We start from the raw sequence: 12,811 nt of genomic DNA, 5'->3' as shown, positions 1-12,811 counted from the left end.
GGCGGCAGGAGGCTCAATGCGCGCGAATTTATCCGCTTTCATTATCGGTCTGGCGCTGATCGGCACGGTTTCGGCCGTACGGGCCGAGGATGCCGAAATCCTCCAGACGCCCGACCCGGCGGCGATCCTCGACATCGCCAAAGGCTTCGGCTCGGCCAGGATGGACAAGGACGACAATGGCGATCCGATGCTTTCCGGCCGGATCGAGGGCGTCAAATACGTGATCTATTTCTATGGCTGCGAGGATCACGAGAACTGCAAGTCGCTGCAATTCTCGACCGGCTACACCGACCCGCTGACCGCCGACCAGGCCAATGTCTGGAACGCGAAATACCGCTGGGTAAAGGCCTATGCCGGCGACGGTTCGAATTTCAGGATGGATGTCAGCTTCGCCGGCGGCATCACCAGGGCCAATCTCGAGGAGCAGTTTTCCAACTGGAACGAGATGGCCGCCAACATCAAGGACTTCGTCAACGGCAAGTGATGGCGGGGTAATCGCCGACTTGGCCCTTTGACGATTGTGCGACGGCGGCTTCGCGCCTACATGCCGAGGAACGATTTGTTTCCAAGAATGGATTTGCCATGAACAGCCTGATCGGCCAATTCGACATTTCCGACGATCGCGTCAAGGAGATCGTCGCCGAGACCATCAAGGGCGCCGACGACGGCGAGCTGTTCCTCGAATACAGCGAGAGCGAAGCGCTGATGTTCGACAACGGCCGGCTGAAGACGGCCAATTTCAACACCGACCAGGGGTTCGGCCTGCGCGCCGTGGCCGGCGAGGCCAGCGGCTATGCACATTCCAGCGATCTCTCCGAAGCCTCGCTACTGCGCGCGGCCGACGCCGTCTCGGCGGTCAAGGGCGGCTATTCCGGCACATTGGCCGGAGCGCCCGCCCGCACCAACCGCCACCTCTATGGCGACGAGAACCCGATCCCCTCGCCTTCCTTCGAGGCCAAGGCCAAGCTGTTGCAGGAGATCGACGGCTGGTTGCGTGCGAAGGACCCGCGCGTGCGCCAGGTGACGGCCTCGCTCGCCGCCTCGTGGCAGCATGTCGAGGTCGTGCGCGGCGACGGACAGATCGTGCGCGACATCCGCCCGCTGGTCCGGGTCAACGTTTCCGTCGTGGTCGGCGATGGCGACCGGCAGGAGAGCGGCTCCTACGGCATGGGCGGCCGCAAGAGTTTCGGCGAGTTCGTCAGCGAGGAAAGTTGGAAGCATGCGGCAAACGAGGCGCTGCGGCAGGCGCTGGTCAATCTCGAGGCCGTCCCTGCGCCGGCGGGCACGTTCGACATCGTGCTCTCCAGCGGCTGGCCGGGGGTGATGCTGCACGAGGCGGTCGGCCACGGGCTCGAAGGCGACTTCAACCGCAAGAAGACATCGGCCTTCGCCGGCCTGATGGGTAGCCAAGTGGCGGCGAAGGGCGTCACCGTGGTCGACGACGGCACCATCCCCGAGCGGCGCGGCTCGCTCACCGTCGACGACGAAGGAACGCCTTCGGCGCGCAACGTCTTGATCGAGGACGGCAAACTGGTCGGCTATATGCAGGACCGCCAGAACGCGCGGCTGATGGGCATGAAGGCGACGGGCAACGGCCGACGCGAGGGCTATGCGCACCAGCCGATGCCGCGCATGACCAACACCTACATGACCGCGGGCGACATGCAGCCGGAGGAGATCATCGCCTCGGTCAAGAACGGCATTTACGCCGTCTCCTTCGGCGGCGGCCAGGTCGACATCACGTCGGGCAAGTTCGTGTTCGGCTGCACCGAGGCCTACATGATCGAGAACGGCAAGGTGACGCAGCCGATCAAGGGCGCGATGCTGATCGGCAACGGGCCGGACGCCATGCACCGCGTCAGCATGATCGGCAACGACATGAAGCTCGACAGCGGCATCGGCATGTGCGGCAAGGCCGGTCAGGGCGTGCCGGTCGGCGTCGGCCAGCCGCATCTGCGGATGAACCAGATGACGGTGGGCGGGACGAGGGTTTGAGGGGTTGGCGCCGTTCCGGTAGAATCGTCTGCCAAAGACATTTCACTCGAGCGTGTAGCCATCATATCCAAATCCGAGAACGCGCCAGAGGGCGTTGATTTGAAACCGGTGCCGGCCTTTGCACCGATGCGGCCGCAGGACGTGTTTGGAATCCTACCGCGTGCTGGCGGGCCAAAAACACTTGAAGATATGGACGCGAGCGTACTCGCCGAAGCGCGGCAGTGCCACGCTCGGATTGATGCCAACTCCGGAAGAGGGGCAGCCTCTGCCTTACGCCAGACACAATCGTGTTAGGACATTATTAATTGTTTAATTGGCGGGGCGGGCGTTTGCGCATTAGCTTCTCGCCAGTCTTCTCGTTGCGGTGGTGTCGGCAATGCAGCGTTCCCCTGGCGTCCTGACCTCTTCCCTCCTCCTTGGTTTTGTTTCGTTGATAGGTGCGACTTCGCTGCAAATAGGCGCTGCAGCGGCGCAGTCGTCGCTGTTCAAGCTAACGACGACACGACCTGCTGCGAGCTACGCCACCGTCGGCGGCAGCACCAGCGTCCCCTACGGCTGGCTCGATTTCTGCCATCGCCGGCCGAAAGAGTGCAAGGTGCGCGCTTTGCCTGCCACGAGCGTCAAGCTGACCGCGCAGAACATGAGCATCCTCAAGCAGATCAACCAGAAGGCGAACCGCTCCATCAAGCCCGTCAGCAATTACGACCACTGGGGCACGATGATGGACCACTGGGACTATCCGGTGGACGGCAAGGGCGATTGCAAGATCTACGCGCTCTACAAGCGCAAGCTTCTCCAGGAAGCGGGATTTCCCCGGCAGGCGCTGCTGATGACGGTGGTGCGTGACCTTCACGATGAGGGCCACACCATCCTGACGGTGAAGACCGACAAGGGCGATCTCGTCCTGGACAATCTGGTCGACGAGATCCGCCCCTGGAACGCCACCGGCTATTATTTCCTGAAACGGCAGTCGCAGCAGAACCCGAACAGCTGGGTTTCGATCAACCAGCGCGGCGGCACGGCGAAACGTTTGCCGAGCTCGTAAGGCAAGTCGCCATTTGAGTGAAGTGAGCTGCAACCGGCAAGGCTACCGTCGCCGCTTCGGCTTCTCCAAAAGCGCCACGGCCTCGACATGCGACGACCACAGAAACTGGTCGATTGGGGTGACAGTCTTCAGCGTGTAGCCGCCATCGAGAAGAATCCGCAAATCCCGCGCCAGCGTCGCCGGATTGCAGGAGACTGCGGCGACCAGCGGCACGTCGGAACGGGCGATCTGCTTCGACTGGTCCTCGGCGCCGGCGCGCGGCGGATCGAAGACCACTCCGTCGAAAGCGTTCAGCTCCTTGAAGGTCAGCGGTCTGCGGAAAAGGTCGCGGCGTTCGCTGGTCACCCGCTTCAGGCCACCGGCGAAACGAAAGGCGCGGTCGAGTGCGGCGAGCGCTGCGGCATCGCCTTCGACGGCATGGACCTCCGACTTCACGCCAAGCCGCAGCGCGAAGCTGCCGCAGCCGGCAAACAGGTCCGCGACTTTCCTGGCGCGCGACAGGTGCTGGCCGACAAGGTCCGCCATCGCCTGCTCGGCGGCTTCCGTCGCCTGCAGGAAGGCGCCGGGCGGCACGGCGACGGCGACGGATCCGAACTGCACCACCGGCTTCTTCGGTTCGACGACGATCTCGCCGTCGACGGAAAGCCGCGCCAGCCCCTCGGCCATGACGAAATTCGACGCGATGCGGCGCTGGTGGTCGCCGAGCTTGCCGGCATCATGGACGGCAATGTCGAGGCCCGAAGCCGTGACGGTCACCGTCATATGGAACGCCTTCGGCGTGGCGCAGACCAATCCGGCCAGAGCACGCAATTTATCGAGCGCCGAAACAATCGCCGGCAGCGAGATCGGGCATTCCTCGATCGGGATGATCTCGGAGGACAGGGCGCGCACGAAGCCGAGCAGCATGCCGGCATCGGTGCGCCTGGCACTGAAGGTGACGCGGCGGCGGGTGTGCGGCGCGCACGGCACCAGCGCAGCGATCTCGCAAGCTATGCCCTTGGCCTTCAGCGCCTGCACGACCTTCTCGCGCTTCCATTGCCGGTAGGCTTCAGCCTCGTAATGCTGCAGCGCGCAGCCGCCGCATTCGGTGAAATGACGGCAGGCGGGATCGATCCTGAACGGCGAGGCTTCCAGCACCGACATCAACGCAGCGCGATCCCTCTGGCGCGCGGCCGTGACGGTTTCGCCTGGCAGCGTGAAGGGGATGAAGACCTCCCCGCCCTCGGCGTTGGCGATGCCGTCGCCTTGCGAGCCCAGCCTGGCGATGGTGAAGCGTGTGCTCATCGCGACCCCGCATCCTTTATGGCGGCGAGCAGGAACTCGCGGTTACCGTCGCCGCCTTCGATCGGCGACGGGTGCAGCCCGAGCACCCGCCAGCCGGGAATGCCGGCAAGCCAATCAGCCAAGCTGACAGCAATGCGCTCAGCGTCTTCTGGCTGCCTGAGCAGGCCGCCCTTGCCGATGGCCTCGCGCCCGGCCTCGAATTGCGGCTTGACCAGAAGAATTGCCCTGGCGCCCTCGCCCGCCAATTGCAGCGCTGGCGGCAGCGCCAGCTTCAGCGAAATGAAGCTGACGTCGCAGACCAGGAAAGCGGGAACGCGGCCGCCGAGATCGGCCGCCGTCATGTCGCGGGCGTTCAGCCCTTCGATCACCGTCACACGCGGGTTACCGGCAATGTCGGGATGCATCTGGCCGTGGCCGACATCGATCGCCGTGACATGCGCCGCGCCGCGCTCGAGCAGCACCTGGGTGAAGCCGCCGGTCGAGGCGCCGATATCGAGCGCCTCGCTGCCGGAAGGATCGAGGCCGAAACGATCGAGGCCGGCGATCAGCTTCAATGCCGCGCGCGACACATAGGCCTGCGCCGGATCGTCGATGGCGACCAGGCAGTCCGGCGCGACAGCCTGGCCGGGCTTGCGGGCAACGATGCCGTCAACCGTTACCGTGCCGCGCTCGATCGCGTCGCGGGCACGCGAGCGGCTGGCGAACAGGCCGCGCCCGACGAGCAATTCGTCGAGCCGCTGGCGCTGGCTGGCTGGCAAAGGGGAACTCATCGGCCTTCATTGGCGAAAGCCGGGCGCGAACGCAATGGGTTTGAATATCGGGCGACAGGCTGCAGAATGTGGACAGGAACGGGCCGTTCGTCAGTCGGTGGAGGTGGCGATGCTGAAGGGTACCTGTCATTGCGGCGCGGTCCATCGGACGCTGGAAGGAGATCCCGGCGGAATCACCGCCTGCAACTGCACGCTTTGCCGCCGCTACGGCACGCTCTGGGCCTATGACTATGTCGACGAGCGCATTCGCGTCGCCGGGCCGGTGAAATCCTATACGCGCGCCGGGGTGGCCGAACCCTCGCTGGAGATCCTGTTCTGCCCGACCTGCGCCTGCGTCGTCGCCTGGCGCGGCCTGCGTTCCGGCAAGAGCGGCCGCACGCGCATCGCCGTCAATGTCAGACTGGCGCCGCCCGAGGACGTCGCCGACCTGCCGATCGACCATTTCGACGGCCTCGATACGTATGACGACCTGCCGCGCGACGGCCGCTGCGTGCGCGATATGTGGTTCTAAAATACGGTTCGCGAAACCCGGCGCTCGACGGCCGGCGTCAGGCCATCATTGCCGGAAGCTTCCTTGCGCGGCGGCTCGACCGGCGCCGGCACAGCCGGCGTCGTCGCTTCCGGCACCATGACGAGTTGAGGAACCTGCTTGTAGGAGAAGGCGCCGCGGATGTTGCCCATCTTGCCGGCGACGATATCCAGCACCGCCTTTTCAAGGTTGCGGTCGTAACGCGTTTCGGCTGTCGCCGGCGCGGCCATGGCAGCCAAAAGGCCCACGCCGCACAGAAGCGTTTTCATTTTTGTTGTCTCCCTGCCTGGCTCGAGCTTCTAGCAGGGCGCCGTTGAAAATCGGCCAAGAGACAAGGTAAGCGAACCGCCAAACGGGAGCGTTAACAGATAGTTACATCCGAAAGCCGGCAAACCGATTCAGCGTGTTGAAGTCCTGATTCAGGCGCGCTGCGCCTGAACGCCACGGCCGAGCGTCGCGAAGACCGTGCGCACGATGCCGGCCGAATCCAGGCCGGCATCGGCATACATCTTTTCGGGTTTCGCATGGTCGGCGAACATGTCCGGCAAGACCAGCGGGCGCACCTTGAGGCCGCTTTCCAGCAGGCCTTCATGGGCGAGGAAATGCAGCACCTGGCTGGCGAAACCGCCAATCGCACCCTCCTCCACGGTCACCAGCACTTCGTGCGAGCGGGCGAGCCGGCGGATAAGATCTTCGTCCAGCGGCTTGGCGAAGCGGGCGTCGGCGACGGTGGTGGACAGGCCCGCCGCGCCGAGTTCCTCGGCGGCCAGAAGGCAATCCTGCAGCCGCGTGCCGAAGGAAAGCAGTGCGACCTTGGTCCCTTCCTTGAGAATACGACCCTTGCCGATTTCGAGCAGCGAGCCGCGCTCCGGCATGTCGACGCCGACGCCGTTGCCGCGCGGATAGCGGAAGGCGATCGGGCCGTCATCATAGGACGCCGCGGTGCGCACCATATGGCGCAGTTCCGCCTCGTCCGCGGCGGCCATGACGACGAAGCCCGGCAGCGTAGCGAGGAAGGTGGTGTCGAACGCGCCGCAATGGGTGGCGCCGTCGGCGCCGACGAAACCGGCGCGGTCGATGGGAAAGCGCACCGGCAATTTCTGGATCGCAACGTCGTGGACGACCTGGTCGTAGGCGCGCTGCAGGAAGGTGGAATAGATGGCGGCGAAGGGCTTGTAGCCTTCGGTGGCCAGCCCGGCGGCGAAGGTCACCGCATGCTGCTCGGCGATGCCGACATCGAAAGTCCGCTTCGGGAACACCTCGCCGAACAGGTCGAGGCCGGTGCCGCCCGGCATGGCGGCGGTGATGGCGACGATACGGTCGTCCTCACGTGCTTCCTGGATCAGGCTTTCGGCGAACACCTTGGTGTAGGCGGGGGCGTTGGCCGGCGCCTTGGCCTGCGCGCCGGTGATGACGTCGAACTTGTTGACGCCGTGATATTTGTCGGCCGCGGCCTCCGCCGGCGCGTAGCCCTTGCCCTTCTGGGTCACGACATGGACCAGAACCGGGCCTTTGCCGTTGTCGCGCACGTTCTTCAGCACCGGGATCAGATGTTCGAGATTGTGCCCGTCGATGGGGCCGATGTGATAGAAGCCGAGTTCTTCGAACAGGGTGCCGCCGGTGACGTAGCCGCGCGCATGCTCGACCGCCCGGGTGATGGCGCGGTCGGCGCGCTTGCCGAGATAGGATGTCAGCTTCTTGCCGAAATCGCGCAGGCCGAGATAGGCCTTGCCGGAGGCGAGCCTGGCCAGATAGGCGCTCATGGCGCCGGTCGGCGGCGCGATCGACATGTCGTTGTCGTTGAGGATGACGATCAGCCGGGCGTCGAGCGCGCCGGCATTGTTCAGCGCCTCGAAGGCCATGCCGGCCGACATCGAGCCGTCGCCGATGACGGAAATCACATTGTTGCGGCCGTCCGATAGGTCGCGGCCCATGGCCATGCCGAGGCCGGCCGAAATCGAGGTCGAGGAATGCGCGGCGCCGAACGGGTCGTATTCGCTCTCAGCGCGCCGGGTGAAACCGGAGAGGCCGCCCTCCTGGCGCAGCGTGCGGATGCGGTCGCGGCGGCCGGTCAGGATCTTGTGCGGATAGGCCTGGTGGCCGACGTCCCAGATCAGCCGGTCTGCCGGGGTGTTGAAGATATAGTGCAGCGCAACCGTCAGTTCGACGACGCCGAGGCCGGCACCGAGATGGCCGCCGGTCTGCGAGACGGCGTCGATGAGCTCGGCGCGCAGTTCCGCGGCAAATTGCGGCAGCGCGCCCTCATCGAGCGTCCGCAAATCCGCCGGAATGCGGACCTTGTCGAGCAGCGGCGTATCTGGCTTCACTCGGGCGCGTCCTGCCTTATCGATCGAACACGGCACTATCAGCAGATTGCGCCATAATCATGCGCGGAATAGGCCGCCGGCGGACGAATGTAAATGCGCGCCAGTGACGCGCAAGCGGACCCTAATTCTCCGGCAGCGGGATGAACTCTTCTTCATCGCCGGGAACGATATCGAAGCGACCTGTCTTCCATTCCTGCTTGGCCTGCTCGATGCGTTCCTTCGAGGACGACACGAAATTCCACCAGATATAGCGCTTGGAGCCCAGCGAAGCGCCGCCGAACAGCATGAAATGCGCGCCGCGCTCGGAGGAAACGACGATCTCCTCGCCCGGCTTGAACACCAGGAGCCGCTCGGCCGGGAAAATATCGCCGGCGATCGACACGTCGCCCTCCAGCGTGTAGATGGCGCGCTCCTCGGCATCGGCCGGGATCTTCACGCTCGCGCCCGCCGCCAGCCTGAGATCGGCGTAAAGCGTGTCCGAAGCGGTCGCCACGGGCGAGCGCAGGCCTGAGAATTCGCCGATGACGACGCGGCCGCTGACGCCCTCGGCATCGATCTGCGGCAAGCGGGCCACCGACGTGTTCGCGAACACCGGGGCAATTTCCTCCTTGCCGTCGGGCAGCGCCAGCCAGGTCTGCAGGCCGGAGACCGACATCGGTGCGCCGCGCAACTCCTCCGGCGTGCGCTCGGAATGGACGATACCGAGCCCGGCGGTCATCAAATTCACGTCGCCCGGCGCGATCACCATTTCAGTGCCGAGCGAGTCGCGATGCCTGATCTTGCCGTCGAACAGGTAGGTGACGGTGGAAAGCCCGATATGCGGATGCGGGCGCACGTCGAGCGCATGGCCGGCGCGCAGGATCGCTGGCCCCATGCGGTCGAAGAAGATGAACGGCCCGACCAGACGGCGTTTTGCCGTCGGCAAGGCGCGGCGCACCTCGAAGCCGCCAATGTCCTTGGCGTTGGGGACGACCATCAGTTCGATCTGGTCGCAGGCGAAGGCATCGCCCGGTTCAGGATCGTTTCCCGGAAAGAAGCTCATGTCGGATCCTCAGGCGAAACGCAGCGCAGACCTGGCCTTGGCCTTGGCAGCTTCTTCCTCGCGGTTGCGCGGCTCCTGGTTGGTTTCGAGCGAATCGATCAATTCGCGCGCGACAGCTGTGATCGCCTCGACCGCATGGTGGAAGGCATGCTCGTTGCGCTTGGAGGGCTTGGTCGAGCCGCTCAGCTTGCGCACGAATTGCAGCGCTGCGTCATGCACTTCGTCATTGGTCGCCGGCGGCTCGAAATTGGCCAGGGTCTTGATGTTGCGGCACATAGCTTGAACTCCTTACCTGCTTTCTTTGCCCACCGTCGTCCAATTACTCTGCGTCGTTACTCTGCGTCGAGCGGCTCCGTTCCAACCGGTTTGCCGTCGCGCGACAGCCTGATCTTCTCGACCTTGTCCTCGGCCGCTTTCAGCAGCCGGTCGCAATGCGCCTTCAGCGCTTCGCCGCGCTCGTAAATCTTGATCGATTGGTCGAGCGGGACGTCGCCGCGCTCAAGATCATCGACGATCTTCTCCAGCGCGTCGAGCGCCTGTTCGAAGCTCATCGCCTTGACGTCCTCATTGCCTTCCAATGCCATAGCCTATCCCTTCATCAGCCGCCCGACATGGGCGGCGACTGAAAATGCCAGTCCCTGCAGATCGTAGCCGCCTTCCAGCAGGCTGACGAGCCTGTTGGAGCTGTGGCGGCCGGCGCGCTCCATCAATTGCCCGGTCGCCCAGTCGAAATCGTCCTCGGTCAGGTTGATCTCGGCGAGCGGATCGCGGTGGTGCGCGTCGAAACCGGCGGAAATGATGATCAGGTCCGGCGCGAACGCATCGATCGAGGGCAGCACACGCGACAGGAAGGCGTCGCGGAACAGGTCGCTGCCGGTCTGCGGCGCGAGCGGCGCATTGACGATGTTGCCGGCGCCGGTTTCGCTTTTCGCTCCGGTACCGGGGTAAAGCGGCATCTGGTGCGTCGAGCAATAGAGCACCGACGGGTCGTCCCAAAAAATGTCCTGTGTGCCGTTGCCGTGGTGGACGTCCCAGTCGACGATGGCGACGCGCTCGGCATGATGCTTCTTCTGCGCGTAGCGGGCGGCGATCGCGGCCGTGTTGAACAGGCAGAAGCCCATCGCGGTGGTCTTTTCGGCGTGGTGACCCGGCGGACGGGCAGCGACGAAGACGTTGGCGGCACGGCCCTCGAAGACGTCGTCCACCGCCGCGTTGGCGCCGCCGATCGCCGTCACCACGGCCTGCCAGCTTTTCGGGCTGGCGCTGGTATCGGCGTCGATCGAGACGATGCCGCTCTCAGGGATCGCCGCGCGCACGCGCTCGACGAAATCCTCGGGATGCGCATAGAGGATCGTTTTCTCGTCGCCTTCGGGCGCCTTGACGCGGTCGAGCGCCGAAAAAGCCTCGTCGTCGAGCACGCGTTCGATGGCGCGCAGGCGGTCAGGCCGCTCGGGATGGCCGGGCGGCGTGAGGTGTTCCAGAAAGATCGGGTGCGTGTAGAGACGGGTGGTCATGGCGCCTAATCTAGGCACCGGCGGCGCGGATGACCATGTTTGAAAGCCGAATGGCTGGGGAAAATTGCGCCAGCCCGTGTCGCTGGCGCCATTGGCGCGGCGCAAGCTTCGCGGTAAGGTTCTTCGCTGCCTGGTGCCCGTGACGCGGGAGAATCGGGAACACGGTTGAACTCCGTGGCGTGCCCAACGCTGTGAGGGGGACCGCGCCGGCAAAGCCACTGTCGATGACGGGAAGGCGCCGGATGCGGGAGGATCCCGAGCCAGAAGACCGGCCCGGCAGACATGGTTTTCCGCTTGGTCAGGCGGGAAATTGCTTGTCGCAAGGGGAAAAGCGATGACGGCAGCAGCGATCGCCGCGAGCGGCGACGACTTTGACCAATTGGCGCGCGACGCGGTCTATCGGGCGATGTTCACCAGGCGTGACGTGCGCAGCCATTTTGCCCCCGACGACCTCGATGACAGCGTGTTGGCGCGGCTGATCACCGCCGCGCATCATGCGCCGTCGGTCGGCTACATGCAGCCGTGGAATTTCATCGTCATCCGCGATGCAGCAAGGCGTCGGCAGGTGCGCGACCTGTTCCTCGCCGCGCGCGAGCAGGAACTGCCGGCGATCGAGGCGGAACGGCAGGCGCTGTACCGAAAGCTTAAGCTCGAGGGCATCTGCGAAAGCGCGCTCAATCTGTGCATCACCTGCGACCGGCAGCGGTCGAAGGATTCGCCGCTCGGGCGCTGGCACAATCCGGAGATGGACCTCTACAGCACCGTCTGCGCGGTGCAGAATTTCTGGCTGGCGGCGCGGGCCGAGGGTGTCGGCGTCGGCTGGGTCAGCATCATCGAGACGGAAGCGCTGAAGCAGCTCTTGTCGATCCCGGAACATGTGACGCCGATCGCTTATCTCTGCGTCGGCCGCGTCTCAGCCTTCGCGCCGAAGCCCGATCTCGAGGCGCATGGCTGGGGCAAGCGCCTGCCGCTGCCGGAACTGGTGATGAGCGAGACTTTTCGCGGCGCTGGCGAGGCGCCGCTCAAATCGGCGATCGCAAGGCTAATGCATGTCGCGCAAAAGTGACCTCGGTTTGGAGTGCGCCCCTGCGGGTGGACAATGATCAGGCCGCTGTTTTGCCAGTCTGCCGGATGTGTTGATCCTCGAACTGCTGCGGGCTCAGATAACCGAGCGCTGAATGAAGTCTGCGGGTGTTGTAAACCTCCTCTATGAGGCGGGGAAGGTGTTCGGTGACGTCTTCCAATGTTTCATAGGCCATCGGATAGACCGCTTCGACCTTCAGCGTCTTCATAAGGCTTTCGGCCCTGGCGTTGTCATAGGGATTGCCTTTGCGGCCCATCGAGCCGGCGAGTTCAGCGCCAGCCAGTGCATCCCGATATGCCTGAGCTGCGTATTGGGAGCCGCGGTCGGAATGATGGACGCAGCCCCGTGGTGGCCGGCGACGCTCTATCGCTGCCTTCAAAGCTGCAACCGTCAGACGCGCGTCGATGCTGCGACTGATGGCATAACCGACGATCAACCGTGACCAGGCATCGAGGACGACCGCGACGTAGATGCAGCGGGTTGGCAGCGCGACGTAAGTGATGTCGCAAACCCAGAGCTGATGGGGGCCGGTCGGTACGATATCCTTGGCCAGGTTCGGGAAGATCGGGCCGTCATGATTGCCGTCTGTGGTCGCGACGAACCTACGGCGGATCTTCGGATGCAGGCCGTGTTGACGCATTAACCGCCTGATCTTCTTGTGGTTGATGACCAGGCCCTGCTGGCGCAGCGCGGCACCAACGCGACGATAGCCGTAAAATTCAAACTCATCGCAAATGGCAAACATGGCCTCCACGATCGAGGTGTCATCGACAGGCTTTTCGGGGCCGTCATAGTAGGTAGAGCGTGCGATCCCCATCAGCCGGCATCCTTCGGCGACGGAGATACCAGCGGGCCGGTAATGACGGATGTGGTTCCGCTTCTCGGCCGTGGTGTTCTTTTCAGAGCCCCCTTTAGAAACTCCAGCTCCAGCGCCTGTTTGCCAACCAGGCGCTCGAGGGCAGCAATCCGCGCCTCGTATTCCTGGACAAGGTCGGCGGCCTGAGCCTCATCGTCGAACGCGCCTTGCTCATACTTGCGTACTCAAATCCGCAGCAAGGTGCGTGACACGTCGTGGCGCTTTGCCAGACTGTAGAGCGTCTCGCCCGAGAGAAACTCCTGCGCGACCTGCCGTTTGAATTCCATACTGTGAGTGCGATGTTTTGCCATCGGCTCCACTTTCGGAAACCCGGCAAGCCTGGTCAATTCATCAAGCCAATCTGT

14 protein-coding genes, 2 pseudogenes and 1 riboswitch are annotated in these 12,811 nt (G+C 64.3%); of the genes and pseudogenes, 6 read left to right on the top strand and 10 right to left on the bottom strand.

Translation table 11 applies throughout. From position 1 onward, the window contains the following. The first annotated feature begins 16 nt into the window (after positions 1–16). The 4 genes and pseudogenes from FJ414_RS26245 to FJ414_RS26230 all read left to right on the top strand — a co-directional run bounded on the left by FJ414_RS26245 (position 17) and on the right by FJ414_RS26230 (position 3,040). Positions 17–484 carry a YbjN domain-containing protein gene (locus FJ414_RS26245; RefSeq protein WP_140647277.1) on the top strand — a complete coding sequence of 156 codons (468 nt, stop codon included), beginning with the start codon at positions 17–19 and terminating at the stop codon, positions 482–484. Positions 485–582: 98 nt separating this feature from the next. Continuing rightward, positions 583–1,995: a metalloprotease TldD gene (gene tldD / locus FJ414_RS26240; protein ID WP_140647276.1), complete on the top strand. Its 1,413-nt coding sequence runs from the start codon at positions 583–585 to the stop codon at positions 1,993–1,995. 84 nt (positions 1,996–2,079) lie between these two features. Then, positions 2,080–2,289 (top strand): annotated as a pseudogene (locus FJ414_RS31930) (hypothetical protein); the annotation flags it as partial. Positions 2,290–2,371: 82 nt separating this feature from the next. Next, entirely contained in the window at positions 2,372–3,040 is a 669-nt protein-coding gene (locus FJ414_RS26230; protein ID WP_181181718.1) for a transglutaminase-like cysteine peptidase, read from the top strand. 42 nt (positions 3,041–3,082) lie between these two features. Here the strand turns inward: FJ414_RS26230 and FJ414_RS26225 are convergent, their stop codons facing one another. Beyond that, positions 3,083–4,324, bottom strand: coding sequence for a class I SAM-dependent RNA methyltransferase (locus FJ414_RS26225; RefSeq protein ID WP_140647274.1), 1,242 nt, complete (start codon positions 4,322–4,324; stop codon positions 3,083–3,085). Then, complete coding sequence (locus tag FJ414_RS26220) at positions 4,321–5,094, bottom strand: TlyA family RNA methyltransferase (protein WP_140647273.1); 774 nt, start codon at positions 5,092–5,094, stop codon at positions 4,321–4,323. The genes FJ414_RS26225 and FJ414_RS26220 overlap by 4 nt, the downstream gene beginning before the upstream one ends. A gap of 109 nt (positions 5,095–5,203) precedes the next feature. On the opposite strand from FJ414_RS26220, the gene FJ414_RS26215 reads away from it, so the two are divergent. After that, the gene (locus tag FJ414_RS26215; protein ID WP_140647272.1) at positions 5,204–5,605 is read left to right on the top strand and encodes a GFA family protein; all 402 of its coding nucleotides are present in this window, start codon (positions 5,204–5,206) and stop codon (positions 5,603–5,605) included. Here FJ414_RS26215 and FJ414_RS26210 read toward each other — a convergent pair. The 6 genes from FJ414_RS26210 to FJ414_RS26185 all read right to left on the bottom strand — a co-directional run bounded on the left by FJ414_RS26210 (position 5,602) and on the right by FJ414_RS26185 (position 10,506). After that, entirely contained in the window at positions 5,602–5,892 is a 291-nt protein-coding gene (locus tag FJ414_RS26210) for a hypothetical protein (RefSeq protein WP_140647271.1), read from the bottom strand. The two genes, FJ414_RS26215 and FJ414_RS26210, sit on opposite strands and share 4 nt — an antisense overlap. Before the next feature lie 150 nt (positions 5,893–6,042). Then, entirely contained in the window at positions 6,043–7,950 is a 1,908-nt protein-coding gene (gene dxs / locus FJ414_RS26205) for a 1-deoxy-D-xylulose-5-phosphate synthase (RefSeq protein WP_140647270.1), read from the bottom strand. 121 nt (positions 7,951–8,071) lie between these two features. Then, entirely contained in the window at positions 8,072–8,992 is a 921-nt protein-coding gene (locus FJ414_RS26200) for a pirin family protein (protein WP_140647269.1), read from the bottom strand. A 9-nt stretch (positions 8,993–9,001) separates the two neighbouring features. Then, complete coding sequence (locus tag FJ414_RS26195; RefSeq protein ID WP_140647268.1) at positions 9,002–9,268, bottom strand: DUF2277 domain-containing protein; 267 nt, start codon at positions 9,266–9,268, stop codon at positions 9,002–9,004. Between the two features lie 56 nt (positions 9,269–9,324). Further along, positions 9,325–9,576, bottom strand: a complete 252-nt coding sequence (locus FJ414_RS26190; RefSeq protein ID WP_140647267.1) for an exodeoxyribonuclease VII small subunit — start codon at positions 9,574–9,576, stop codon at positions 9,325–9,327. A 3-nt stretch (positions 9,577–9,579) separates the two neighbouring features. Next, positions 9,580–10,506, bottom strand: a complete 927-nt coding sequence (locus FJ414_RS26185) for a histone deacetylase family protein (protein WP_140647266.1) — start codon at positions 10,504–10,506, stop codon at positions 9,580–9,582. Positions 10,507–10,620: 114 nt separating this feature from the next. Beyond that, positions 10,621–10,798: riboswitch (cobalamin riboswitch) on the top strand. Between the two features lie 42 nt (positions 10,799–10,840). Between FJ414_RS26185 and bluB the strand changes: the two genes are divergently transcribed. Further along, positions 10,841–11,572: a 5,6-dimethylbenzimidazole synthase gene (bluB, locus tag FJ414_RS26180; protein WP_140647265.1), complete on the top strand. Its 732-nt coding sequence runs from the start codon at positions 10,841–10,843 to the stop codon at positions 11,570–11,572. A 37-nt stretch (positions 11,573–11,609) separates the two neighbouring features. Here bluB and FJ414_RS26175 read toward each other — a convergent pair whose 3' ends face one another. Both FJ414_RS26175 and FJ414_RS31925 read right to left on the bottom strand, forming a co-directional pair. Continuing rightward, positions 11,610–12,434: an IS3 family transposase gene (locus FJ414_RS26175; protein ID WP_246672507.1), complete on the bottom strand. Its 825-nt coding sequence runs from the start codon at positions 12,432–12,434 to the stop codon at positions 11,610–11,612. Continuing rightward, positions 12,407–12,757: pseudogene (locus FJ414_RS31925) on the bottom strand (transposase). The gene FJ414_RS26175 and the pseudogene FJ414_RS31925 overlap by 28 nt, the downstream one beginning before the upstream one ends. Positions 12,758–12,811 lie beyond the last annotated feature (54 nt).

The sequence above is a fragment of the Mesorhizobium sp. B3-1-6 genome, from assembly GCF_006439555.1.
In the GTDB taxonomy this organism is placed as follows: domain Bacteria; phylum Pseudomonadota; class Alphaproteobacteria; order Rhizobiales; family Rhizobiaceae; genus Mesorhizobium.
This window is presented reverse-complemented; position numbering and strand designations above follow the sequence as displayed.